Source organism: Edaphobacter sp. 12200R-103 (assembly GCF_010093025.1).
In the GTDB taxonomy this organism is placed as follows: domain Bacteria; phylum Acidobacteriota; class Terriglobia; order Terriglobales; family Acidobacteriaceae; genus Edaphobacter.
In genome coordinates, this window is record NZ_CP048114.1 from 4,200,901 (window position 1) to 4,224,209 (window position 23,309).

At 58.5% G+C, this 23,309-nt stretch carries 21 protein-coding genes; 9 read left to right on the forward strand and 12 right to left on the reverse strand.

Annotated elements, in window-relative coordinates; translation table 11 throughout:
* The first annotated feature begins 37 nt into the window (after positions 1-37).
* Together GWR55_RS17430 and GWR55_RS17435 are read left to right on the forward strand one after the other, a co-directional pair.
* Positions 38-1,543 carry an oligogalacturonate lyase family protein gene (locus GWR55_RS17430; RefSeq protein ID WP_238398500.1) on the forward strand — a complete coding sequence of 502 codons (1,506 nt, stop codon included), beginning with the start codon at positions 38-40 and terminating at the stop codon, positions 1,541-1,543.
* A gap of 16 nt (positions 1,544-1,559) precedes the next feature.
* A complete protein-coding gene (locus GWR55_RS17435; RefSeq protein ID WP_162403392.1) occupies positions 1,560-1,907 on the forward strand; it encodes an L-rhamnose mutarotase in 348 nt (115 codons plus the stop codon).
* 94 nt (positions 1,908-2,001) lie between these two features.
* Here the strand turns inward: GWR55_RS17435 and GWR55_RS17440 are convergent, their stop codons facing one another.
* The 3 genes from GWR55_RS17440 to GWR55_RS17450 form a co-directional block, all read right to left on the reverse strand.
* Positions 2,002-3,588, reverse strand: coding sequence for an LssY C-terminal domain-containing protein (locus GWR55_RS17440; RefSeq protein ID WP_162403393.1), 1,587 nt, complete (start codon positions 3,586-3,588; stop codon positions 2,002-2,004).
* A 199-nt stretch (positions 3,589-3,787) separates the two neighbouring features.
* A complete protein-coding gene (locus tag GWR55_RS17445) occupies positions 3,788-5,623 on the reverse strand; it encodes a tetratricopeptide repeat protein (protein WP_162403394.1) in 1,836 nt (611 codons plus the stop codon).
* A gap of 39 nt (positions 5,624-5,662) precedes the next feature.
* Positions 5,663-6,268 (reverse strand): thiamine phosphate synthase, encoded by a 606-nt coding sequence (locus GWR55_RS17450; protein ID WP_162403395.1) that lies wholly within the window; start codon positions 6,266-6,268, stop codon positions 5,663-5,665.
* A gap of 594 nt (positions 6,269-6,862) precedes the next feature.
* Here GWR55_RS17450 and sthA point away from each other — a divergent pair.
* Both sthA and GWR55_RS17460 read left to right on the forward strand, forming a co-directional pair.
* A complete protein-coding gene (gene sthA, locus GWR55_RS17455; protein ID WP_162403396.1) occupies positions 6,863-8,260 on the forward strand; it encodes a Si-specific NAD(P)(+) transhydrogenase in 1,398 nt (465 codons plus the stop codon).
* A gap of 44 nt (positions 8,261-8,304) precedes the next feature.
* A complete protein-coding gene (locus GWR55_RS17460) occupies positions 8,305-9,201 on the forward strand; it encodes an ROK family protein (RefSeq protein WP_162403397.1) in 897 nt (298 codons plus the stop codon).
* A gap of 7 nt (positions 9,202-9,208) precedes the next feature.
* Here GWR55_RS17460 and GWR55_RS17465 read toward each other — a convergent pair whose 3' ends face one another.
* The 3 genes from GWR55_RS17465 to mutM all read right to left on the reverse strand — a co-directional run bounded on the left by GWR55_RS17465 (position 9,209) and on the right by mutM (position 12,659).
* Positions 9,209-10,612 carry a rhodanese-like domain-containing protein gene (locus tag GWR55_RS17465; protein ID WP_162403398.1) on the reverse strand — a complete coding sequence of 468 codons (1,404 nt, stop codon included), beginning with the start codon at positions 10,610-10,612 and terminating at the stop codon, positions 9,209-9,211.
* 70 nt (positions 10,613-10,682) lie between these two features.
* Entirely contained in the window at positions 10,683-11,747 is a 1,065-nt protein-coding gene (locus GWR55_RS17470) for an SDR family oxidoreductase (RefSeq protein WP_162403399.1), read from the reverse strand.
* Positions 11,748-11,828: 81 nt separating this feature from the next.
* Positions 11,829-12,659: a bifunctional DNA-formamidopyrimidine glycosylase/DNA-(apurinic or apyrimidinic site) lyase gene (mutM, locus tag GWR55_RS17475; protein ID WP_162403400.1), complete on the reverse strand. Its 831-nt coding sequence runs from the start codon at positions 12,657-12,659 to the stop codon at positions 11,829-11,831.
* 96 nt (positions 12,660-12,755) lie between these two features.
* On the opposite strand from mutM, the gene GWR55_RS17480 reads away from it, so the two are divergent.
* The gene (locus GWR55_RS17480; RefSeq protein ID WP_238398501.1) at positions 12,756-13,751 is read left to right on the forward strand and encodes a cytochrome D1 domain-containing protein; all 996 of its coding nucleotides are present in this window, start codon (positions 12,756-12,758) and stop codon (positions 13,749-13,751) included.
* Between the two features lies 1 nt (position 13,752).
* On the opposite strand, the gene GWR55_RS17485 is transcribed toward GWR55_RS17480, so the two are convergent.
* Both GWR55_RS17485 and GWR55_RS17490 read right to left on the reverse strand, forming a co-directional pair.
* Positions 13,753-15,819: a fused MFS/spermidine synthase gene (locus GWR55_RS17485; protein WP_162403401.1), complete on the reverse strand. Its 2,067-nt coding sequence runs from the start codon at positions 15,817-15,819 to the stop codon at positions 13,753-13,755.
* Between the two features lie 202 nt (positions 15,820-16,021).
* A complete protein-coding gene (locus tag GWR55_RS17490) occupies positions 16,022-16,234 on the reverse strand; it encodes a hypothetical protein (RefSeq protein WP_162403402.1) in 213 nt (70 codons plus the stop codon).
* A 199-nt stretch (positions 16,235-16,433) separates the two neighbouring features.
* On the opposite strand from GWR55_RS17490, the gene GWR55_RS17495 reads away from it, so the two are divergent.
* The 3 genes from GWR55_RS17495 (at position 16,434) to GWR55_RS17505 (ending at position 18,698) form a co-directional block, all read left to right on the forward strand.
* Positions 16,434-17,744 (forward strand): adenylosuccinate synthase, encoded by a 1,311-nt coding sequence (locus GWR55_RS17495; protein ID WP_162403403.1) that lies wholly within the window; start codon positions 16,434-16,436, stop codon positions 17,742-17,744.
* Between the two features lie 6 nt (positions 17,745-17,750).
* On the forward strand, positions 17,751-18,038 hold the full coding sequence (locus GWR55_RS17500; protein ID WP_162403404.1) for a putative quinol monooxygenase: 288 nt from the start codon (positions 17,751-17,753) through the stop codon (positions 18,036-18,038).
* Between the two features lie 99 nt (positions 18,039-18,137).
* Positions 18,138-18,698: a nuclear transport factor 2 family protein gene (locus GWR55_RS17505; RefSeq protein ID WP_162403405.1), complete on the forward strand. Its 561-nt coding sequence runs from the start codon at positions 18,138-18,140 to the stop codon at positions 18,696-18,698.
* A 77-nt stretch (positions 18,699-18,775) separates the two neighbouring features.
* On the opposite strand, the gene GWR55_RS17510 is transcribed toward GWR55_RS17505, so the two are convergent.
* A complete protein-coding gene (locus GWR55_RS17510; protein WP_162403406.1) occupies positions 18,776-19,063 on the reverse strand; it encodes a hypothetical protein in 288 nt (95 codons plus the stop codon).
* 41 nt (positions 19,064-19,104) lie between these two features.
* On the reverse strand, positions 19,105-19,713 hold the full coding sequence (locus tag GWR55_RS17515; RefSeq protein ID WP_162403407.1) for an HIT domain-containing protein: 609 nt from the start codon (positions 19,711-19,713) through the stop codon (positions 19,105-19,107).
* Positions 19,714-20,016: 303 nt separating this feature from the next.
* On the opposite strand from GWR55_RS17515, the gene GWR55_RS17520 reads away from it, so the two are divergent.
* On the forward strand, positions 20,017-21,924 hold the full coding sequence (locus GWR55_RS17520; protein WP_162403408.1) for a 30S ribosomal protein S1: 1,908 nt from the start codon (positions 20,017-20,019) through the stop codon (positions 21,922-21,924).
* A 98-nt stretch (positions 21,925-22,022) separates the two neighbouring features.
* Here GWR55_RS17520 and GWR55_RS17525 read toward each other — a convergent pair whose 3' ends face one another.
* Together GWR55_RS17525 and GWR55_RS19125 are read right to left on the reverse strand one after the other, a co-directional pair.
* The gene (locus GWR55_RS17525; RefSeq protein WP_162403409.1) at positions 22,023-22,964 is read right to left on the reverse strand and encodes a hypothetical protein; all 942 of its coding nucleotides are present in this window, start codon (positions 22,962-22,964) and stop codon (positions 22,023-22,025) included.
* A gap of 132 nt (positions 22,965-23,096) precedes the next feature.
* Complete coding sequence (locus tag GWR55_RS19125) at positions 23,097-23,273, reverse strand: hypothetical protein (RefSeq protein ID WP_202925534.1); 177 nt, start codon at positions 23,271-23,273, stop codon at positions 23,097-23,099.
* Positions 23,274-23,309: the final 36 nt, after the last annotated feature.

Here is a 23,309-nt window from a genome sequence, read left to right on the forward strand (position 1 = left end):
TATTTTCTGCGGCGCCTTCGCGTGCAGAGTGTGCGGGATGGTGCTGGATGATATTGAGCTGCAGGTTCGAGAGGATGACAGGTTGAAGGCAGAAGACAATGTGAATCTGAAGGGGCTCGATACAGTGCGGTATGTGCAGGCCCTTGATTCAGGAGTGCGTATGAAGAGCAGGATGAGATTCTCCGTGGCGGCATTGGTATTGGCTGGCTGTGCAGTGTGGGCTGGAGGTCAGCCGATTCCGAAGACATGGGTGGATCGCGATACGGGACATCGCATCTACCGCGTGACGGACGAGCCGGGATCGTCGGGCTTTTACTTCAACGTAAATGCATATTCTCCAGACGGCAGCATCATGGTCTATACGGCGCCGGATGGAATTCACACGATGGAGCTGGCCACGCGCAACACGCACCTGCTGGTGCCAAATCCGAAGGTGGGGGAGGGGGTATCTCCGCAGGAGAGGATGCGCGGTGGCAATCATGCCATCGTGGTGGGTCGCAAGACGAATAGTGTCTTCTTTACGCGCATGGATGCTTCGACGCATCTGCAGACGGTCTTCAAGGCCGACCTGATCTCGGGTAAGGTCACCAGGCTGGCCACGCTTCCTCCACGAGCACGTATTTCGACGGTCAATGCGGACGAGACTTTAGGAGCAGGTGTCTATACGGAGACTGAAGCCGGCGCGGCGCAGGAGTACGGAGCAAACTCACCGAGGCGCGGTCCCCTGGTTCAGCCGGAGGGCAAGGGCGCGATGATGGAGCGAAGGCTCGCAGCGAGGATTCCGGTCGTGCTGTTCACGATCGACCTGAAGACGGGCAAGGTGAAGGAGCTGTTTCATTCGACCGACTGGATCGGTCACCTGCTGTTTTCGCCTGTTGATCCTACGCTGCTGATGTACTGTCACGAGGGGCCATGGCACAAGGTGGATCGCATCTGGACGATCCGCACGGACGGCACGCATAACGAGTTGCGCCACAAGCGCACCATGCTGATGGAGATTGCCGGGCACGAGTTCTGGGGACAGGATGGCAAGACGGTTTGGTACGACTGGCAGCTTCCGAAGGGTGAGGACTTTTGGCTGGCGGGCTTCGATATCTCGACCAACAAGCGCGTGGCGTATCACCTGCAGCGCGATGAGTGGTCGATTCACTTCAACGTGAACAAGGGTGCGACGTTGTTCTGTGGAGACGGAGGCGATCCGGGGCAGGTGGCGCACTCGCAGAACGGCGAGTGGATCAATCTATTTCATCCGGAGTGGAGACAGAATGACAACAGCCTGGAGGAACTGAACTTCTGGAAGCCTGGCGTGTTCCATCGCGAGAAGTTGGTGAACATGACGCATCACAACTATCGGCTGGAGCCGAATGTGCGCTTCTCGCCGGACAACAAGTTGATCTTCTTCACCTCAAACATGTTTGGACCGAGCTATGTCTTTGCGGTGGAGGTGGCAAAGGCTGCTCCCGGCGCGAACGATGTCGAATCCACCCCTGAGCTGGCTGCGAAGTATGCTCCAGCTCCTACAGCGACCCCAGCCGACAAATAGAGAGAAATAGAGAGAGATGCGACGTTACGCACAGGTGATTCAACTTCTGCCGCAATTCCGGGAAGAGTATATCCGCTATCACGAGAACGTCTGGCCGACGGTGCTTGCCACCATTGAAGCATGCAACATTCGAAACTACTCCATCTTCCTGTACGGGGATTTGCTTGTGGCGTACTTCGAGTATCACGGCGAGGACTTTGATGCCGACATGAGGCTCATGGCCGCTGATCCGGAGACACAGCGTTGGTGGTCGATCATGGACCCGATGCAGGAGCCGGTACCCGGTGTGCAGGATGGCAAGCGCTGGCTGGAGATTCCCGAGGTCTTTCACTTTGATGGACCACCAGTGGCGAAGAGCCAGTAGACCGCAATCCTTCGACGGCGCTTCCCGCGATGAGACCGCAAGAAGTTTCGCTGAGGATGACATGCTGCGAAACGCTGTCAGACGATCAACGCAATCAGTGGATGGTGCGAAGCTGATAAGGCCGCCGCGGGACCTTCGAATCGATAGGATCGGAGTAGACTCCCGTGAATGCCTCTCGCGCCGGCGTATACGGAGGAGAAGCAGGTGTGCCCGGCAGAGTGGACGAGGAGTGGCGCATCGCCGTAAGAGCCATGCGGGTCCCCTGGTAGGACCCGTAGATGATGTTTGCACGGAAGATGTCGTTGCGGAAGGTAAGGATCTGTCTGCGAGCGAAACGAAAGAGGTGATTGCCCGGTTTGTAGGAGGCTGGCTCGGCACCCGGTTGCGGAAAATCGGGATGGCAATCCTTGAATTTAATGACGGCGACAGCGTTATCGGTGTGCATGACATCGCCGGTTGCGTTTATCAGTGAGACGGGCGAACTGGAGCGCGAGACGTAGCGGACTGACTGTACGCAACCGGCAAAGCTGAGATCGCGAACGACGGCTGAACGCTCCTCATCGATGTTGGGAGCGATGTGATGCATAAAGCCTTTGTGCTTAATGGCCAGCACTGCTCCAGTATCGTGGGTGGAGGAACTGATCCAGACAGGCTGGGCGTAGCCCTCCGATCTCCACTGCCAGATGCGCAGATGGTCTCGTCGATCGTAGCTGTTGAGGCTCTTTTGCCAGTTCATGTCTTCGGGTACGCCGTCCAGATAAAAGATAGTCATGGGCTCCTGCCGGTAGCCGCTGTTGTTCAGCAGGGCATAGAGGTTCTTCATGACGGCACGGTGTGAGACGGGATCCGAGCTTGCCCATCCGGCATTGTGGAAGGCGGAATGGATCATCTGCTCGGATCCGATGAAGACGAGGTTGATGACGTCGGCATCGACGTTCTTCTTCGTCACGACGCGTGTCGGGAGCTGATCGATGAGCTGGTCGAGCTGTGCGTCGGGGGTTGGGTCCTGCGCCACAAAATCGTGAGCGACGGCTCCGGGAGGCGGCGAAAACGTCTCTGTGGTTTTGATGCGGAGATCGGTTCCGGCCGGGTAGTGGATCTCCGGCTCGGGAAAGATGGGAAATGCGGCTTTGAAGACCATGAGGATCGGGTCGCTGTACAGATTCCACGTAGGCAGATGGATGAGGCTGCTGCTGATACTCCCCTGGAAGGTGTTGGAACTGCGAATGCCTTGAATCACCCCGTCACGTACGGATTCACGGGCGTTCTCGACTTCTTCAACACGGGCAGCGAGAGGGATGGTGTTTCCGGTGGACGTGATGGCGTGATTGAAGACGAGCTCGAGGGCTGCAGTCTCATGCCGGATTCCGAAGCCTACTTTGCGCTTGCTGAGCACGGCGCCTTCGACGGAGGAGCCGGCAGGGAGAAGGACATCGTCGCCGCAGACCAGATCGCGGGTGAGCACGGCATGGATCGGATCGCCAGGTTTTGCAGTGTAGGTGGAAACGGGCGTGGAAAGGCGCACCCAGAGAGTCTGTCCGGAGGGGAGCTGATCGCATGCCTGCATCTTGCGGGCGGAGCACAGAAGCAACGCCAGCAGGAGTGCGCGACCGAGGTAAAGAGGGGTTTGCCTGATGGGGAGCCCTCCATTTCTAAAGATAAAAAGGAATCGAATCTCCATGGCGGCACAGTGAAGAAGCTGTTACGAAGTGTTGGATGCGTGTGGAGCGAAGGAGAGCATCGCTGATATTTCGTGAAGCGGTGAATTCTGTCTCGAGGAAGATGAGCGACGTTCTGTTGGAGTCGCGGAAGAGTGTCGGGAGAAGCTCCTAAGGGGAAAGCGCATAAAACACCCCGACACTCTACTGCGGTGTAGAGGGTCAGCTGCCTGGATTAGGGGGGCTTTCCAGGCGCCGAATGTTGCTGAGGATTTCGGGATCATTGGGGCGCAGCCTGAGGAGTTTCTGGTAGAGGCTGAGGGCGAGAGCAGGATGCCCTGAGTGTTCGTAGAGGAGCGCGAGGTTGGAGTAGGCAGTGGGATCGTTGGGACTGCGGTCCATGGCCTGGAGGAAGAGGTTCTCGGCTTCTTCGATTTGGCCGTGCTGGAAGAGAAGGACGCCGAGATCGGTGTAGGCGGCGGCGTTGTCGGGAGCCAGTGAGATCGCGCGCCGAAAGGTGCTCTCGGCCAGCGGATCGTTGCCGGATTGGTGGAGAACGACGGCCAGGTTGAGAGTGGTGGAAGCGTCGGCAGGATCCAATGCGAGTGCCCGCTGGTAGGCGGTGCGGGCGTCGTTAAGGCGGCGCATGCGCACGAGGGTCTCTCCCAGACTCGCGTAGGCACGCTGATAATCCGGATTAAGCCGGATGGCCTGCTGGTAGGCATCGACGGCTTCAGAGAGACTGCCGGCCTCGCGCAGGTTGAAGCCGAGATTGAAGTAGAGCGGAGCGCTTGATGGCGTGGCCTCAAGCGAGCTGCGGTAGAGGGCGATGGGTGAGTTCCAGTCGGAGAGCCGGGTTTGCAGGCGGAAGACGCCCCAAGCAGCCCAGAGGGCGAGGAGCGAGAAGGCGGCGGCTCTGGCCGGAGGACGAAGATGCGCGGCGAGTGCGACGGCTGCAAGAGCTGCTCCGATGGAGGCGATGTAGAGGAAGCGTTCGGCCATGCCCTGGTACAGAAAGACGAGTCCACAGAAAGGGACCAGCGCAAAGAAGAGCCAGGCGAGACCCGCGGCAGCCGCAGGAATTCGTTTCCATAGAACGAGGATGACGGCGACAAACGCAAACAAGGCGACGATGCCGAAGATGGCTGTAGTCGATGGCGTGTTTGACGGGGTTGAGGTGGAGCGCTCGACGCTCATGCGAACCGGAAGCAGAGTCCAGCCGATGTACTTCCCGAGTGCGGGAGCGAAGGCCCAGGGGGTGAGGGATCCCGTGGCGCTGTGAGCGCCGATGGCGAATCGGGCGGCGAAGGCGAGGAAGATGGCGCCGAGGTCGGTCGCGAGGAGGATGAGAGCGGGGCGCTCTTTGATCGCAGCGAATTCGTTACGCGAGCGCAGAAGGATGACGATGGCCGCGAAGGGCAGGACGAGGATGCCGGATTCGTGCGAGAAAAGAGCGGCGAGGGCACAGAGGAAGGCGGCAAGCAGGGCCAGAGGGCGCCGACCGTCGAGATAGCGCAGGCCGGCGATGAGGCTCAGGAGCAGGAAAAACAGGCAGAGCGGATAGGCGCGTGCGCTGATCCAGGCGACGGCCTCGGAGTTGATGGGAAGGCCGATCCAGAGCAGGCTGGTTGCCGTTGCGAGAAGAGTGGATCGATGCAGGCGCTGCAGCAGATGGAAGAGGAGGATACCGTTGAGAGCGTGCAGAAGAAGGCTAGTGAGATGAAAGCCTGCAGGATGGAGACTCCACAGATGACGATCCAATGCCAGCGAGAGCCAGTAGAGCGGCCGATAGAACGAGCCGGTGCTGGCGGAGGCGCGAAATTCGGCGGAAAAAGTGACGGGTTTCGTTAAGAATCGGACAAAGACGTCGTGCCAGGCTGCGAGGTTGGGGTTGCGGACGACCTGAGCGAGATCGTCGTAGACGAATGGCGCATGAAGCGCGCGGCTGTAGAGCAGCAGGGTCCATGCGGCGATCGCGAGTATCCAGACCCAGCCGGGGAGACCTTCGGCCCAGTGAGCAGGGGCAGGTCGGGCTTTCACGGCACGCTTCTGAGCCATGTGGTGATGATATTTGTTTGCGTGATGATGAATGTGGGACTAGCGGAGAAACAGACGTATCCCGGCGACTCCGGCTGCTCCTGCGGCGATGCACTGCGAAGCATTTTCTTCTGTGACGCCACCCAGCGCGTAGACGGGGATGGGAGCGGCGGCGAGACAGGCATCGTGAAGAATCTCGAGGCCGGTAGCGGGAGTGACGAGCTGGCCATCGATGGTCTTTCCGAAGACAGGGGCGAAGAGAATAGCGTCGGCGTGGTTGCGGCGGGCGATCTGGACCTCGGCAAGGTTGTGACAGGACACCGTGACGATGGGCAGCGGCAGGTGGTGTTTCAGGTAGCGTCTTCGGATATCGCCGGGGCGAAGGGGGGAGTGCGACGGAAGATGGACACCGTGGGCCTTGACCTCAAGGGCGAGGAAGGGGGCGGCATTGAGAATGAGGCGGGTCGGGGAGCTTTCGGTGGCGATTATTTGCAGGATTTTTATCGCGAGTTCCACCTGCGTTGCTGGAGGGAGGTCTTTTTCGCGGAGCTGGATAAGGTCGATGCCGTTGCGGACCCAGTGAACGGCGTTTTCAAGGAGCCGCAACTGTTTCTGGGACTCATCGCCGGCAAAGAGGCTGCGGTCGGTAATGGCGCAACGGAGCACGTCGATAAGTTTAGTAGACGAAGAAAGTTGTGAGCCGCAGGTCTCCCCCCTCCGCAGGTTTCAGGACAGTTCAGGGAGGGTTCTTCGATCCTGCCGCTTGGGGTGGGCTCAAATGGCAAACTTCTGCCTGGTCTGAAATGAGGAAGATCTCAAGAAGTGTCATTTCGACCGAAGCGTGTCACAGCTTTACCGTGAGAGGCGCAGTGGAGAAATCTGCTTCTCTTCCCGAAGGCCGTGGCAGCACCGGGAGGACAGCAGATTCCTCCACTCCGCGCTCAAGCGCTCCAGTCGGAATGGCACCTTCCGGGAAGCACGGATGACCAGTTGGATGACACATCCTAGCGTTCTTCGTGGCTGGAGGAGAGCCTGTACCGGTAACTCCCGCGCAGGCGGGTGTGTTAGCTTGAAAATAGCGAGTGTGTTCTGAAGGCATCGGCAAAAGGCTGGTAACTCAGGAGCAGGAAAGCACATAGGTGAGACAGTGGTCCTTGGGGGCGTGAGTTTTTTGCGTGTCCATCCCCGCGCAGCGGGTGAAGAAGACCAATTCGCGAACTGGAACCGGGCGGCGAAGGCGCCGCAAAAAGTCTGGAGTTTATGGGTAGTGTGTACGATCTGATCGTTCTCGGGTCCGGTCCTGCTGGACAGCGCGCGGCCATCTATGCCGCCAAGCTGGGCAAGAAGGTCGCCCTGGTGGAGATGCGCGAGGTCGTAGGCGGCGTCTCGATCAATACCGGGACGATACCTTCGAAGACGATGCGCGAGGCGGTTCTGCATCTGTCGGGCTATAACTACAAGTCGATCTACGGGATGAACTACCGGGTGAAGGAGCGGATCACGATGGCGGATCTGGCCTTCCGGGTTCAACACGTTATCAAGACGGAGATCGACGTCACCGAAGCGCAGCTGTCGCGCAATAACGTGGAGATGCTGCTGGGCGTGGGCAGCTTTGAAGACGCCACACACATCAAGGTGACGAACTCCCGAGGATCGACTGTCTACGAGACAAAGAGCACGTTGATCGCGACGGGAACCAAGCCGGCAAGCTCGCCCAAGGTTCCGATCAACGGCACGACGATCATCAACAGCGACCAGGTGCTGGAGCTGACCAGCCTTCCCAAGACGATGATCGTTGTGGGCGGCGGCGTGATCGGCGTGGAGTACACCTGCATGTTTGCGGCGCTTGGAGTACGCGTGACGCTGATCGAGCGCAGGCCCAAGCTGCTGGAGTTCGCCGATCAGGAGATCGTTGAGGCGTTGAGCTATCACCTGCGCGATGCCCGCGTCACGATGCGCCTGAACGAAGAGGTGGAGTCGGTCGAAGAGCTTCCCGACGGCGGCGTAGTCGCCAACCTTGAGAGCAAGAAGAAGGTGCAGGGCGACGCCCTGTTGTACGCGGTTGGCCGGCAGGGCAACGTCGATGAGCTGAATCTTCCCGGAGTAGGGATTGAGGCCGACAAGCGAGGCCGCATCCCGGTCGATAAGGATTTTCGCACGAAGAACCCGAATGTCTTTGCGGCGGGAGACGTGATCGGGTTTCCATCGCTTGCTTCGGTGTCGATGGAGCAGGGTCGCATCGGCGCTGCGCGCGCCTTCGGGGATGAGTCGATCGTCTCCAATCCCAGCTTCTATCCGTATGGCATTTATACGATTCCGGAGATCAGCTTTATCGGAAAGACGGAAGAGCAGCTGACGGAAGAGGATGTTCCGTACGAGGTGGGCGTAGCCTACTATCGCGAGATTGCACGCGGACAGATTCGCGGCGACACGACGGGGCGGCTCAAGCTGATCTTCCATCGCGAGAACCACTCCATCCTCGGAGTGCACATTATCGGCGAGGGAGCCAGCGAGCTTCTGCACATCGGGCAGGCCGTGATGGCGCTGGGCGGAACCATCGAATATTTCGTGGATACAGTCTTCAACTACCCAACTCTGGCGGAATGTTATAAAGTGGCGGCTTTCAACGGATTGAATCGTGTCAGCAAGTTTGACTGAAGAGGCGGTTGCTGGCGAGAGTCGGACATAAGACAGAGGAAGCAATGGCGAAGTCAGTTGGCGTAACGTTATCGGAGCATGTTTTTACGGGTTTTGTTGTGGACCATGCGCTGGTGGGGGACCTGCGGCGGTTTCCGGAGGGAGAGGACGACTACGGCGCCCTGGTGGAGATGCCTACCGAGGAGCTGGTCCGGACCATTTGTGAACAGGTCGCGGCGGTCTCGCGAGGAAGCACCAAGCTGGATGCTGTTGGAATTGCGGTTCCGGGACTGGTAAAGAACGGCGTGGTGGAAGAGGCCCCGAACCTTCCGCAGTTGAAGGGCGCGCGCCTGTGCGATCTGATGATCAACGGCCTGAAGGCTCAGGGCATCGAGGCTCCGGTAACAATCCTGAACGATGCCGATGGCGTGGCAGCGGGGCTGGCGGCGAAGCACGGCAAGCTCGACAGCATCATTCGCGTGTGGACGCTGGGACTGGGCATTGGCTTCGGAAGGTATCCCTTCGCTCCTGGGGTCTGGGAGGGCGGTCACACGGTCGTGACGCTCGACGATAAGGAGACCTACTGCGGTTGCGGCGGACGAGGACACCTGGAGGGCGTGATGGGACACCGTGCCATGCGCCTGCGGTTTCTCGACATGGAGCCGGAAGAGGTCTTCGAGGCGGCGAAGAAGGGCGAACATCGCTGCGTCGAGTTCAAGAAGCTGTACCACAAGGCGCTGGCCGCGGCGACTGCCAGCTCTGTCCACATGGCAGGGCCGGGCAAGTTCTTTCTGACAGGACCGTATGTGGGTTTTGTCGATCTGCCTATGCTGAAGGACTATACCCAGCAGATGGTGAAGATGAGCCCGTTGCAGAGCTACTCGATCGAGATTGTGCATGAGAGCCCGGAGACGAGAGTCATCGGCTCGGCGGTGAGCGCGGAGCGGGCAGCGGGTTGTTGAAACGGTTCTAAACGCCAGGCTTTTCCACGGGCAGGTTGGCAGCTTCCCACGCTGTAATACCGCCTGCCAGTTCCATCACGTCTGTAATCCCGTTCCGGTAAAGCATGCTGGCCGCAATGGAAGAGCGATAGCCTCCAGCGCAGTGAACGGCAACTCTGCGGTCGGTGGGAAACTCCTGGAGTCGTTGCTTCAGTTGCGAGAGCGGGATATTCCGGCTTCCAGGAATGTGGCCGTCCTTCCACTCCTGCGGTGAACGCACGTCGATGATGACTGGCGGATTAGATGACGCGAGATCTTCGGTCAGCATGGGAACGCTGATGCGCTCTGTCGTCTGGATCAGATCAGGGCGATCCGCAAGTGCAGCCATTCCGCCGTTCAGGTAGCCCTCGACATGATCGAAGCCGATTCTTCCCAGCCGCAGGGCAGCTTCTTCCTCCCGGCCAGGCTCGGCGATGATCACGATGGGACGCGTTGTATCGAGCAATGTGCCTGCCCAGGTGGCGTACTGTCCGGCGAGGCCGATGTTGATGCTGCCGGTCATATGCCCTTTGGCGTAGTCCGCGGCGTCGCGCACATCGAGAATCTGTGTCTCAGACAGATTCATTGCGAGCAGGTCGGGGAGTTCGATCGGCTTTAAGACCTGTTTCAGAGAGGCATCGAGCGTGGATCGTTCCCTTGTATTCAGAAGAGCATCGTAGGTGAAGTATGCGGGGGCGTCGGGCTGATCGACCGAGACCAGGCGGATAAAATCCTCCCTGCTCATTGGCTGAAGCGCATAATTGAACCGCTTCTGCTGACCGAGACTGGAAACGGTGTCGGATGAGATGTTCTTCCCGCAGAGAGAGCCGGCTCCATGTGCTGGATAGACGAGCGTTTCGTCGGGGAGCTTCATCAGTTTGTTGTGGAGAGAGTCGTAGAGATAGCCGCCCAGCTCCTGGGCGCTCCAGCCGATGGAGGCACGGAGGTCGGGTCTTCCGACGTCGCCGATAAACAGGGTGTCCCCGGTCAAAACGGCGTAGGGCCTGGCGGCGCTCTTTGCTAGATCGAAGACAAGAATCGAGATCGACTCGATCGTATGCCCGGGTGTCTCCAGCACTTCAAGGCGCATGCCGGGGAGGAGGATCGTGTCGCCATCCTTCATGGGGACGAAGCTGTACTCCGCCTTGGCGTGAGCGCCCAGACGGATCTCGGCTCCGCAGCGATCGCGCAACTCAAGGTGCCCCGCTACAAAGTCGGCGTGGAAGTGCGTGAGAAAAACGTAGCGGATATGGACGCCGAGCTTCGCAGCATCATCGAGATATTGCTGGATATCACGTTGCGGATCGACGACGACGGCGGTACGGCTGGCCTCGTCGGCCAGCAGGTAGGAGGCGTGGGCGAGACAGCCGAGATAGTACTGCTTGAGAAACATGGCGCCTTCAGAGTACTGCCGAATCGAACGAAAGAAGAAGGGATTCAGGGAAAGTTCTGAAACTGCCGGTCTATGGGATCAGCCGCTCAGCCCTCAGTCTCTCAAAGAGCTGAAAAAAGCTCTCATCTGTGGGCTGATATTCGGTAAAGCCGAGCTTACGGCTCTTCGACATGTCGGTGACGACTTCAATGGGACGGCCCAGATCGGCGTCGGTGTGCCAGGCGGAGGCGAGCCGGTCGAGGTTGGGCTCTGCCAGATCATGTTTTGTGGCGATCTCGCGCCAGACCAGTTCTGCACCCTGAAGCTGCTTCTCGAGGGGGATTCCTTCTCCTGCAAGTCCGGCCGCGTCCACACCGAACCATTCCGCGATACGCTTCCACATCCAGCTCCAGCGGAAGACGTCTCCATTGACCACGTTAAATGCCTGGTTGAAAGCTTCCGGCGTGGTTGCGGCCCATAGCAGGTGTCTGGCCAGCAGGCGTGCATCGGTCATGTCTGTGAGGCTGTTCCACTGCACTGACGAGCCGGGAAACCGCATCGGCTTCCGTAGCTCTTTGCAGATGCTGGCGTAAGTAGCCAGCGTCGTCCCCATGTTCATTGCATTCCCAACGGCATAGCCGATGATGGTGTGCGGGCGGTGAATACTCCAGTTGAATCCGTCGCGGATAGAGGCGGTGAAAACCTCGTCTTCCTGGGCATAGTAGAAGTTCTCAAGCTGCAGTCGGGTATGCTCTTCCCGGAATGGCGTCTCCGGCAGATTGCCCTTGCCGTATGCCTCGAATGGGCCGAGGTAGTGCTTCAGGCCGGTCACCAGAGCAACGTGACGGACGGATTTCGCGGCTGAAACCGCATCAAGCACATGGCGAACCATACCGGCATTGACGCGGATGTTCTCCGCCTCTGTTCGCTGTCTGAGCCAGGTGGCGAGGAAGATATGAGTTGGCTTGATGTCCTTGAGTGCAGTACGAACGGCTCCTGAATCCTGAAGATCGACCGCGATGGGAATCACTCCTTCGCGCTTTCCGGGGGTTCGCGCCAGGCCGTATACCTGCCAGTCCTGCTGCGAGGTCAACAGTCCTGCAAGGTTTCCGCCAACGATTCCTGAGACTCCGACGATCAGAGCTGTGTTTTTCATCTCACTTCGAGCCTTTGAGGCCGCATGTGTAAGCATGCAGGAACTTCAAAGTCTTAGATGATGCTTAGGTCCCGAAAGGAGCTACTTCTGGCAGGAGGGGCAGAAGTGAGTGCTACGTCCACCGACTACGATGCGTTCGATGGGGGTGGAACAGGTTCGGCAGGGTTGGCCGGTGCGTGAGTAGACGCGGTGGTGCAGTTGGAAGAAGCCTGCTACCCCTTCGGCGTCGACGTAGTCGGATACGGACGAGCCGCCGAGCTTGATTGCGTGCTTCAGGACTTTGACAAGAGCTGCACGAAGCCGGGTGAGCTCGTCCCGGGTAAGACGCCCTGCCTGGCGGCGGGGCCGGATTCCGGCATGAAATAGCGCCTCGTCGGCGTAGATGTTGCCAACGCCGTGAAGCAGCTTCTGATTGAGCAGCGCGGCTTTGATGGGCGTCTTGCGGTTGCGGAAGAGCGCGATGAAGTCTTCGAGCGGGATTGTAAGCGGCTCGCGGCCTGCGCCGGTATAGGAGTCCGACGCGACGGACAGGCGACCGAATCGGCGCGCATCGACGAATCGGATCTCTTTGCCGCCACTGAGCGTAAGGATGGCATGCGTGTGGAGTGGAACTTCGGTTTCGGGAGACGAGACGAGAAGGCGGCCAGTCATGCCGAGGTGCACAAGGAACTGCGCTGGAGCCCCGGGCTTGCTACGCACCTTGCCGGGTTTCCGGGTCAGATCGAAGACGATGGTCTTGCCGACGCGATGCACGCGATCGATGAGGGAGCCGGTCAGAAGCTCGGCGATCTCGGTGGGAGCGGACTTGAACGTCTGCGGTTTGTTACTGGTCCAGACCGAGAGAATGGTCTGGCCGTGGACTCGCTGATGGACGCCATTGGCGACGGTTTCGACTTCGGGAAGCTCAGGCATGACCTGTCCCCAGTATAGGGGGAAGAGAAGAATATTTTGGCCCCACGAAATTTTGGCTGACGGCTGCCGTTGCGGCTCTCTATACTTGCCTGCGCTATGAAAAGACCGAATCTGTGGACGGTTGTAATGTGCGGCGCCGCGATCTGCGCGTCGAGTGGGGCGGCGTGGTCGCAGACGCTGCTGGTGGCGAACCAGAAGGATGCCGATCTTTCGGTGATCGATACGGCATCGGCGAAGGTGGTGGGGACGATCCCGGTGGGTGGGATCACCGGGCATGAGCTTGCAGTGTCGCCTGATGGTAAGACGGCGTATGTGCCAATCTATGGGAACGCCGGGGTAGGGCGGCCGGGCACGAATGGGGAAAAGATCTCAGTCATCGATATTGCCAGCCGCAAAATCGTTGGCACGGTGGACTTCGGGCACGGAGTACGTCCGCACTGCGCGATCTATGACAAGAACAGCGGCAAACTCTATGTGACGACGGAGCTGGACAAAAGCGTCAGCATCATCGACCCGAAGACCCTGAAGATTGTGGGTTCTGTGCCGACCGGGCAGGAGCAGTCGCATATGCTGGTGTTGTCGAAGGACGGCAAGCGTGGCTATACGGCGAACGTCGGGCCGGGAACGGTCTCGGTGCTGGACATGGTCGGACGCAAGACGCTTGCGGTCATTCCGATTTCCGGAAACACGCAGAGAATTAACATCTCGCGCGATGGGAGCATGGTTTTCACGGCCGACCAGAAAGAGCCGCGTCTTGCTGTAATCGATACGGCGACGAACAAGGTGAAGACCTGGGTTCCGCTATCCGCGAAGGGCTATGGCACGGCGACCACGCCGGACGGGCGCTGGCTGCTGGTGACGCTGCGCGGAGCCAAGAAGGTTGATGTCGTCGATCTGAAGGCAATGAAGGTGGCGAAGACGATCGATGTAGGCGAGGGGCCATCGGAGGCCGTAGTAACTACGGATGGCCGGACGGCGTATGTCGCCTGCAACTTCTCCAATCAGATCTCGGTGATCGATCTGAATAGCTGGAAGGTTGAGCGGACGATCGAGGCCGGGAAGTTTTCCGATGGAATGGCAATGGTGCGGTAGTTTAGTGGCCTCCTGTCTGGAGTACAGGCAGGAGGCTCGAGTAATCGTCGGTCCACAGCCGCAGGTGGGGTTTGATATAGATGGGATCGGCGAGGGTGGCGATCTCTTCCCGATCGAAGAAGGATGGATCTCTTGTCATCAGCACCCATTCGGCGCGGAACTCTCCGCGTGCCTGATTGGAGCCGGTGATCACATCGCGGGCCATCAGGTTGGCCGACTGCGCCAGCAGGGCGAGCTCAGGTGCAAGGTCGAGATACTGGTTCGAGACATGAAACGCCAGGATGCCGCGCGGCGCCAGATGATGCAGGTAGAGCTTAAGAGCCTGCGTGGTCAGCAGGTGCAGGGGAATGGCATCGCCTGAGAAGGCATCGATGGCAAGGACATCGAATTTCTGTGGAGTCTCAGAGGCAAGCGAGGTTCGGGCGTCGCCGGGAACGAGAGTGATGGCGGCCGGGGAATCTCGCAGATAGGTAAAGAGGTTTCGGGCGATCGGTTCGACCTGCGGATTGATCTCATAAAACTGAATCCTGTCGCCGGGGTGTCCGTAGGCGGCGATCGTGCCTGTTCCCAGGCCGATGACACCGATGCGGCGTGGGCGGCTGTCATCATCGCAGCAGAAGCGCAGGGCCAACCCAATCCCGGAGTCGGCGGCATAGTAGCTGGTGGGCTGATGACTTCCCTGGGGTGAGAAGATCTGGGTGCCGTGCTGAATGGTCCCATGGAGCAGTGTCCGCATGGGAGCCTGTTGCGCGGGAGCGAAACCCTGCGTGACCCGGAGTGTCCCGTAGAAGTTCCGCATGCTGGCCAGGGAGTTTCGGGCGAAGTAGAGATGCAGCATTACCGTCAGGGTAAACAGCAGGACTGTTGCCGTGGTCCAGAGCAGGCGCTGGGCCCATCCATCGCGCCAGGTGGCGGCGAGCGCAAAAACTGCGGTGGCAAAGAAGGCAATAGCCAGGTCATAGTTGCTGTCGAAGAGCAGAGGAAAGGCAATTCCGACGAGGAAGGTCCCGGTGGCTCCGCCAGCGGCGATAAGAAGGTAGAAGAGGGTGGACTCCGAAGCCCGCTGCGGGCGCAGTGCATAGGTTTCGCCGTGGCAAAAGAAGCAGGCGACGAAACACTCGAAGAGGAAGAAGACGATGGTAAGGCCGATCGGGATCGAGAAGTCTGTCTTCGTCATCGCATAACCGAGGCTCGCCAGCATGACGACGAGCACGCGGACCACGACGGGGCGGCGATAAAAGGCGGGCCGGTCGAACGCGAGGATGAAGGTGACGAGGTAAACGGCGAGCGGAAGCACCCAGAGCAGCGGAATGGCCGCGATGTTGATGGTCAGGTGTTCGGTGACGGCCGACAATTGCATAGCCGCTGCCATTGGAAGCAGGAACCACAGCCAGCGGTGGAAGCGAGGTGCAGGTTCGGCATCGTCGGCTTCTTCCTTCAACTGGATGGAAGAAGAGCGCTGGTTCTGAACAATGAGCCAGGAAAGGCCCGCGAAGACGAAGAATCCGGCAGCCCACAGGGTGCGCTGCAATCGCAGGGTCAGGTAGGGCTCGACCACAACCGGGTAAGCGAGCAGCGCCAGCAGTGAACCAATGTTGGAGAGGGCGAAGAGCCGGAACCAGACAGTGGCTGGGCGCCCCGAGGGGTCGGCCTCATTACGGGAGAGCCAGCGCTGCAGCAGCGGACTCGTGGAGGCGAGAAGAAGGAAAGGCAGCCCGATCGTTCGGGTGAGACTCCAGAAGATGGTTGCGACAGGATGAGCCGAGCTACTGAGCCCCGGTCCGAAGATCAGCCCAAGAACGAGAGCGATGGGGGCCAGCCCTAAAACGATACGGTGTGCGTTCCGCTGACGTCCGGCATCGACCGTGCGGGTGTCACTCGCCAGCCAGTGTGCGTAGAGATAGCCCAGCAGCAGTGTGGTCTGGAAGAAGACCAGGCAGGTCAGCCACACGGCTGAGGAGCCTCCCAGAATAGGAAGGATCTGCTTGGCGGCGAGTGGCTCGATTAAAAAGAGAAGGAAAGCTGAGAGGAAGGCGGTGGTTGCGTAGAGAAGGCGGGTCGAGGGCATGGACGAGGTGCAGCAAGGATACTTGAGCGCTGCGGAACATGCTTCCTGAGATTTGCTATGGGGGACGTTGGCTGGAGTTCCGGGGGAGACAACTTCTGCGGTCTGTGGGAGCACGGTTGCTGCTGCGGGCACGATACAGGGATTCTTCGCGTTGCTCAGAATGACGAGGTTCTTGACCCTGTTGCCCTTCGGGTGCAGGAGGTTAGGAGAGCGTTTTGCGGGTAACCTTTTCTCCGAGAATGGCGGCCTGGGCTAGAAATGCCACTCCAAGCAGTGCGACGACAATGTGGACGAAGATGGCTCTCGACTCCATGGCTGGTCTCAGGAAGTTCGCGTTCGTCGATTCGATCAGGAGAAACACTCCCATCGCGACCGAGACAACGATCCGAAATTTGAGAAGGCGCGGCCTCTTCATACGATTATGTTCTCTTGGCCAGCCAGAGCTTGCAAGGCAAAAGGCATGGAACTCTTTTCGGACGAAGTTCGGATCGTGTTTACGCGATATATGATGGAAGAGGCGCGTTTTCGTTCAGGAGCCATCCGCGTACGTTGCGTCCATCCGATTCCTGCCCTCTTGGGGCCGGCCAGAACCACCTTTGGAGAAGATATCCGTCGTGAGTCAACCGAGATCTGCGGTCATTTTGGGTGCCCAGTGGGGCGATGAAGGCAAAGGCAAGATTGTGGACGTCCTGTCGGAGAGATTCTCCGTGGTGGCGCGCTATGCAGGGGGTCACAATGCCGGCCATACGGTCATCATTGGTGGAAAAAAGTTCGTCCTGCAGCTGATTCCGTGCGGTGTTCTGCGCCCTGAGTGCAAGGGCGTCATCGGCAATGGCGTCGTCCTGGACCCGATGGCCTTTCTGAACGAGGTCAAGAAGCTGCGCGATGCGGGACTGCCCGTTGACGAGCAGTTGTTTGTTTCCAATCGTGCGCAGGTGATTCTGCCGTACCACCGCATGATCGAACTGGCGGCGGAGAATGCTCCGGGACGGACGAAGATCGGCACGACCAGCCGCGGTATTGGCCCGGCGTATGAAGACAAGATGCACCGCAGTGGTCTGCGGGTGATCGATCTGTTGAACCCTGCGCTGCTGCGTACTCACATTGAGAACGCCTGCCACGAGAAGAACACGATTGCCCATGCGTTGTTCGGGACCGAGCCGCTGGACCCGAAGACCATGTACGAGGAGTATGCGCGGGCAGCCGAGCAGGTAGCTCCGTTTGTGACAGACACGGCCGTCCTGCTGAACAAGGAGTTGGATAACGGCGGAAACGTGATGTTTGAAGGCGCCCAGGGTGCGCTGCTGGACATCGACCACGGAACCTATCCCTTTGTGACCTCCTCGTCGGCGACCGCTGGCGGAGCCGTGACGGGCACTGGCGTTGGTCCGACGCGGATCGACACCGTGATTGGTGTTACCAAGGCCTACGTCACACGTGTGGGCGAAGGCCCCTTCCCGACGGAGATCTTCGATGATTCCGCCGATATCCTGCGCGCTCGTGGCCAGGAGTATGGTGCGGTTACGGGGCGTCCGCGCCGTTGCGGATGGCTGGATCTTCCGCTTCTGCGCTACAGCAACATGATCAATTCCACGGAATGGCTTGTTGTGACCAAGATGGACGTGATGGATGCCCTGGAAGAGATTCCGGTTTGCACCGGCTATAAGATCAACGGCAAAGTAACGGATGTAATTCCGGCAGATATGCGCGGATTTGACTCGATTGAGCCGATTTATACCAAACTGAAGGGCTGGAACGAGTCGACCGAGGGAATCACGGAGTGGGAGAAGTTACCGAAGCTGGCCCAGGATTACCTGCGCTTCCTCGAGAAGGAATCCGGCGCAAAGATCGGCATGGTCTCGACCGGACCGGACCGCGACCAGACTATTACGCTGCCGGAGTTCGGCGCTGCATTGAAAGGATAGCCGGAGATGATCAGTTTCACGGTACGGATGAGGTTCAGTGCGGCGGATCACGACGAGATCGCTGAGATACTCCGTAAATTGACCGAGGCTTCACGCCAGGAGCCCGGATGCGTGACCTACGTGCCACACTTTGTTGAAGGTGATGCAAACATGGTTGTGATCTATGAGCAATATGCCGACGAGGCTGCGCTGGATCACCATCGCAATTCGCTGCATTTCAAGGAATATGCCGTAGGTGGACTGTACCAGAAGATGCTGGACAGGCAGCTCGAAAACCTGACGGCGGTTTGCTGAGGAAGACAGGCAGGAACATCGCGCTCCGGATTTGACGAAGGATTCTATAAAAGTTCTTTTGACTCGGGATTCCATCTCGGTCTACTATCCGGTACGCTCATGGTGCCCCGAACATCATCCCGGATCCCTTCGCTTTCACGGAGCGCGCTGGCTGCGACCCTCCTGCTGCTCTGCTTTTCTTCCAATCTGCGCTCGGAGCAGGACAAAAAACATCATCACAAACAGGATGTAAAAAAAGAGGTTGAGCGCCTTGAGCAGCGCTGGCGAACGGCGCAGCTGGCGGGCGATGTTGCTACCCTCGACCGCATGTTGGCAGACGACTTTATTGGAATATCCATGTCCGGGGAGGTCCACACCAAGGCGCAGCAGCTGGACAGAATCCGGAGCAAACGGCTGGTCCTGACCCGGATCGACCTGGACGATATGAAGGTAAAACTGGTCGATTCGGTGGCAATTGTGACCAGCCAGGCCCTGGTGGAGGGAACAAGCGAAGGGACGCCAGTTCGGGGTACTTATCGGTACACGAGAGTCTACCGTCAGCTGCCGTCCGGAGAGTGGAAGATCACCAGTTTTGAGGCGACGCGGATTCGGCCGTCCAGGTCCGCTACTGGAAAACAGGCTCCTGCGGGAACCGTGGTTCAGGAGCCGCAGTTTGGCTGAGAGATTGCCGGTTGTGATGGCATGAAAAAGCCCTGCATCGCAGGGCTTTATGTATTGGGGTCTCTCAAGAAAGAACTTCAGGCGATCTTTTCGATCCTGTTTTCAACGACCGTGTGCGATTCATATACGACCGGAAGGTTGAGGGCGAGCAATCGACGGAAGAGTGAGCGTGTTTCGCCTGTCAGTCGCGCGTCTTCCGATTCGTGAGGAAATAATGAGATGGGAGTTATGGACCGGGCTGCGGTGTGGACTCCAGCTCCGGTGAAATAGATACGAGGCTCGGGAGAGCGTGTCCCGGCAGCGCGAAGCGGCGGCGGGAACCCGGGCCGGACCGAGGACGGAGGAATTTTAGGCAGAGCATTCATGGTTGCCCTCCTACGGCAATCTGCCCAGACTTAGCAGGGATTTATATGCAGTTTGATGCATCCCCCTGACGCTTCGTTGCGCAATCGTGGAAGAAGCTGCGCAACTTTTCCCAGGTAATGTCAAGGGTTTCGGGAAGCACACGTGTCTCTGCAGTAACCGTCATGAAGTTGGTGTCGCCGATCCAGCGCGGAAGGACGTGCATATGGATGTGATCGGCTACGCCCGCGCCGGCGGCTTCACCGAGATTCATGCCAAGGTTGATGCCATTGGGACGATAAATGGATCGCAGAGCGCGCTCGACGGTCCGGGCCAGCTCGATCATCTCGTGTGCTGCCTCCGGGGGGGCCGCAGCCAGGGAGTCGGTGTGAAAGTAGGGCAGGATGAGCACGTGGCCAGTGGCGTAGGGATAGGCGTTCAGGCACAGGAAGCAGTGCTGGCCGCGGTAGACGATATGGGAGTAGCGTTCCGCGGTATCTACCGGCATTCCGCCCGCGATGGCGTAATCTGTGGCCGCAATCATGTTGCAGAAGACGCAGTGCTTGTCTTCTGCAGCGGGCCAGGCGGAGAGTTCGGGAGCGACGCCGGTGCGCGCCTTCTCCTCCGTGCGGGTGATGTAGGCGTAGCGCCAGGGGGTCCAGAGACGATCCATAGGTGAGCCGAGTATAGCGGGAGAGCGCGGATGTGCAGGAGAGTGCAGCTTAACAGTGCTGTAAAAGCTGGGGATTTTGCGCTCAGGTTCGGTTGACGTATGCAAGGCGAGGTTCTATCGTTAATTACGAGCCTCTGCGTGTGGGACCCAAGTGCAGCCGCTCCTTCTAGAAAGATGTAAAATTCGTTCCTGCCTGGGCGCTTGATCAGGAATGGGAGTTCAGTCCCTTAAAACCGGCTGAGCGGTTCCGAGAAAAGCCCGCCTAAGATGGAACGGAGGCTTGGGTTCCGGAGTCCGCAATCAATGGTAGATAACCATCATCCCGATCAAACCGAGAGCAAACCCCTGACCACCGAATTGGAAGTCCTAGCGCCCGAAGCGACAGCTGCGAATGCAGAGCTGTCTTCTGAATCCACCACCAACCAGCAGCATGAGATCGCCCAGCCCGTGGAGTCTCCCGTTGCGGCAGCTACTGAAGCCGCAGAGGAACCCGACTACGACTCCGCTGACTTTGCCGAGGCTCTGGCAAACTTCGACCGCGAACAGGCGGCCGAGTCTGCCGCAGCACAGAGCCTGACCGCCGAAGAGGTCATCGTCAACGGTACAGTCGTCAAGATTACGGACAAGCATGTTGTTGTCGATATTGGGCTGAAGTCTGAAGGTCTCATTCCGCTGGAGCAGGTGCTGGATATCAACGGCGTGCCTAAGTTCCAGACAGGTGATCAGGTCGAGGTCGTCGTCGAGCGCGAAGAGGCCGAAGGCGGTTACCTGGTGAGCTACGAGAAGGCCTTGCGCCATAAGGTGTGGGACAAGCTCGAGGCCGCGGCCAACGACAAGGTTCCCGTCAAGGGAATGGTTCTGAGCCGGGTTAAAGGCGGCCTGACCGTCGATATCGGCATCAAGGCGTTCCTGCCCGGATCGCAGGTTGAGATTCGCCCCGTTCGCAACCTCGACGGCTACATCGGCCAGGAGATCGAAGTTCGCGTTATCAAGCTAAATAAGAAGCGCGGAAATGTCGTTATCAGCCGCAAGGAACTGCTTGAAGAGGAGCAGAACGCCAAGCGGTCGGTAACCCTGACCACCCTGGAAGAGGGAACCATCCTTACCGGGACCGTGAAGAACCTCACCGACTACGGTGCATTCGTCGATCTGGGTGGACTGGACGGCCTGCTTCACATCACCGATATGAGCTGGGGGCGCCTGACCCATCCGCGTGATCTGGTCAACGTCGGCGACGAAATCCAGGTGAAGGTCCTGAAGTTCGACAAGGACAAGCAGCGCGTGTCCCTGGGCTTCAAACAGCTGACGCCGGATCCGTGGCTAGACGCTACCGAGCGATATCCGATCGGTGCGCAGGTTCGTGGACGCGTCCTCTCCGTCACCGACTATGGTGCGTTCGTCGAGCTGGAGCAGGGAATCGAGGGGCTGGTCCACGTCTCCGAGATGACCTGGTCCAAGCGGATGAAGCATCCGTCGAAGCTGGTCAAGCCGGGTGACGAGGTCGACACGATCATCCTCAGCGTCAACCCGAATGATCGCCGCATCTCTCTGGGCATGAAGCAGCTTCAGGATAATCCGTGGGAGCAACTGGAGGATAAGTATCCTGCCGGCGCCGTGGTTGAGGGCCGTGTCCGCAACCTGACCGACTTTGGCGCCTTCATCGAGATCGAAGACGGTATCGATGGCCTGGTGCATGTCTCGAACCTGAGCTGGACGAAGCGCATCAAGCATCCTTCCGAAGTTCTGAAGAAGGGCGAGAAGGTGAAGGCTGTCGTTCTGGGTGTCGAGCCGGAGAACCGACGGCTTTCGCTGGGAGTCAAGCAGCTGCAGCCTGATGTCTGGGATACCTTCTTCGCGCAGCACCGCGTGGGCGATGTCGTCAAGGGCAAGGTCCTGCGCACAGCGCAGTTCGGCGCCTTCATTGAGATCGCAGAAGGTGTCGAGGGTCTTTGCCATGTCTCTGAAGCTGTGGATGAGAACAATGTTCCCGTCAAGCTGGACGTTGGCGATGAGCACGAGTTCCGCATTGTGAAGATGAACCAGGACGAGAAGAAGGTCGGCCTGAGCATCCGCGCAGTGGGAGAAGAGGCGAGCCGCGCCGAGGTGGAGAGCTACAAGGAGCGGGATCATAAGGGATCATCCTCCTCGTCCTCAAGCGGAACCACACTGGGCGATCTGATCAACTGGAAACGCTCAGAGTTCGGCGAGTAGTAATACTCACATGAAACTGGAAGGGCCGCCCATCGGGCGGCCCTTCTTATTGTCAGTTGATTTCGTACTTTGTGTGATGCAGGAATAGTTGCCCGATCTTATGCAGGGATGGAGTGCATGAGAGGTGAAGATGCTGCAGCCGAGGCAGAGGATATCTCCGTCGGAGCTACATGCGTCATCTTGGTGGAGGCGCGCCGCATCACCTCGAGCTCGGCCGGAGCAAAGATCTCGGGAGAGATACCGCCCACCGCAACGTATCCAGGCTCATCGCCAAGCGCCAACGAGATCTGGTTCCAGCGAAGGAAGGGGGATGTCGTCGGAAGAACGATAAGACGCCGCTTCGGCTCCGGGAATGCAAAGTAAGCCGACCAGATGGTGAGAGTCAGGCAGATAGCAATTCCATTGATGATGTTGATCATAGAACTCATATCTGAACTGTGCGATAACCAAGCTGAATCGACGAGGTTGATTGTCGCCAGAAATCCTAACCCAAAACTAACCCCGAAGATCCGGCTACCGTGTGAAAGTCCCATCGGCCGAATTGCAAAGCAGACAAAAAGCAGAAGGCATAAAGTCAAAATGCTCGAGGTCTGCTGCAATTGAGTAATCATCGACACCATAAATTTGATGCCAGTAATGTGCGGGCTGAAAGCGACTCCCATTGCTACGGCAACAGAGATAACTGCTACCCAACGGAAGATCAGGATACCCAAAGTCTGGAGACCTCTCAACGGCGCCATCGCCAGTTTAAAGATGCTGTAGATCACGAGAAGCGAAAGGATGGCCTCTAGGGCGTAACTCAGCCAATAAGCATAGAAATAAATTTGATAAGCCAGATGCTTCTCGATAACCTGCCGCCCGCCGCCAGCAAGATACAGAACTGGTAAGCAGATGGCTGAAGACATGATCTTCACGCACAGCAGAGAAACCAGGTAGATATAGTTTCTAACCTCTTTGCTGCGCAGCAGGAAAGAAAGCACCATTGCGCAGAGAATAGGTTCGAGATAAGAAAGCGTGCTGATGAATGCTTCTTGAGTCATCGATCGCGTCCCCAGTAGACGTTAATAAGCCTAGCTCAATCCAGGGGCGGAGACAACAAATCTTAACGAGCAAAGTGCATTTTTTTGCAGTGTTTCGGTCGTACACCTAATCCGTACTTACCACCAACATCTCTAGCGAGCGATGCCACAGGCGTTGGGGTCGTCAGGAGCGCACATGGGGATAGGCAGGGCGCTGTTGCGGGCGATGTTGACCTTGGCAGAGCTGGTGGCAGCAGAGGAGATCTGGGTGGAAGCGAAGGCTCCGGTGACAACGAGGGCGGCGACGACGGAACGGATGATGCTCTTCATGGGTATGGGTCCTTTAGTTGCTTGAATTCAGTAATT

Excerpts from the sequence above, each read along its gene's own strand:
- GWR55_RS17520 (WP_162403408.1), top strand. The coding sequence starts at position 20,017 with ATGGTAGATAACCATCATCCCGATCAAACCGAGAGCAAACCCCTGACC.
- GWR55_RS17505 (WP_162403405.1), top strand. The coding sequence starts at position 18,138 with ATGGTGCCCCGAACATCATCCCGGATCCCTTCGCTTTCACGGAGCGCG.
- GWR55_RS17515 (WP_162403407.1), bottom strand. The coding sequence starts at position 19,713 with ATGGATCGTCTCTGGACCCCCTGGCGCTACGCCTACATCACCCGCACG.
- GWR55_RS17435 (WP_162403392.1), top strand. The coding sequence starts at position 1,560 with ATGCGACGTTACGCACAGGTGATTCAACTTCTGCCGCAATTCCGGGAA.
- GWR55_RS17490 (WP_162403402.1), bottom strand. The coding sequence starts at position 16,234 with ATGAAGAGGCCGCGCCTTCTCAAATTTCGGATCGTTGTCTCGGTCGCG.
- mutM (WP_162403400.1), bottom strand. The coding sequence starts at position 12,659 with ATGCCTGAGCTTCCCGAAGTCGAAACCGTCGCCAATGGCGTCCATCAG.
- GWR55_RS17525 (WP_162403409.1), bottom strand. The coding sequence starts at position 22,964 with ATGACTCAAGAAGCATTCATCAGCACGCTTTCTTATCTCGAACCTATT.
- GWR55_RS17430 (WP_238398500.1), top strand. The coding sequence starts at position 38 with ATGGTGCTGGATGATATTGAGCTGCAGGTTCGAGAGGATGACAGGTTG.
- GWR55_RS17445 (WP_162403394.1), bottom strand. The coding sequence starts at position 5,623 with ATGGCTCAGAAGCGTGCCGTGAAAGCCCGACCTGCCCCTGCTCACTGG.
- GWR55_RS17460 (WP_162403397.1), top strand. The coding sequence starts at position 8,305 with ATGGCGAAGTCAGTTGGCGTAACGTTATCGGAGCATGTTTTTACGGGT.
- GWR55_RS17485 (WP_162403401.1), bottom strand. The coding sequence starts at position 15,819 with ATGCCCTCGACCCGCCTTCTCTACGCAACCACCGCCTTCCTCTCAGCT.
- GWR55_RS19125 (WP_202925534.1), bottom strand. The coding sequence starts at position 23,273 with ATGAAGAGCATCATCCGTTCCGTCGTCGCCGCCCTCGTTGTCACCGGA.
- GWR55_RS17470 (WP_162403399.1), bottom strand. The coding sequence starts at position 11,747 with ATGAAAAACACAGCTCTGATCGTCGGAGTCTCAGGAATCGTTGGCGGA.
- GWR55_RS17465 (WP_162403398.1), bottom strand. The coding sequence starts at position 10,612 with ATGTTTCTCAAGCAGTACTATCTCGGCTGTCTCGCCCACGCCTCCTAC.
- sthA (WP_162403396.1), top strand. The coding sequence starts at position 6,863 with ATGGGTAGTGTGTACGATCTGATCGTTCTCGGGTCCGGTCCTGCTGGA.
- GWR55_RS17480 (WP_238398501.1), top strand. The coding sequence starts at position 12,756 with ATGAAAAGACCGAATCTGTGGACGGTTGTAATGTGCGGCGCCGCGATC.
- GWR55_RS17510 (WP_162403406.1), bottom strand. The coding sequence starts at position 19,063 with ATGAATGCTCTGCCTAAAATTCCTCCGTCCTCGGTCCGGCCCGGGTTC.
- GWR55_RS17500 (WP_162403404.1), top strand. The coding sequence starts at position 17,751 with ATGATCAGTTTCACGGTACGGATGAGGTTCAGTGCGGCGGATCACGAC.
- GWR55_RS17440 (WP_162403393.1), bottom strand. The coding sequence starts at position 3,588 with ATGGAGATTCGATTCCTTTTTATCTTTAGAAATGGAGGGCTCCCCATC.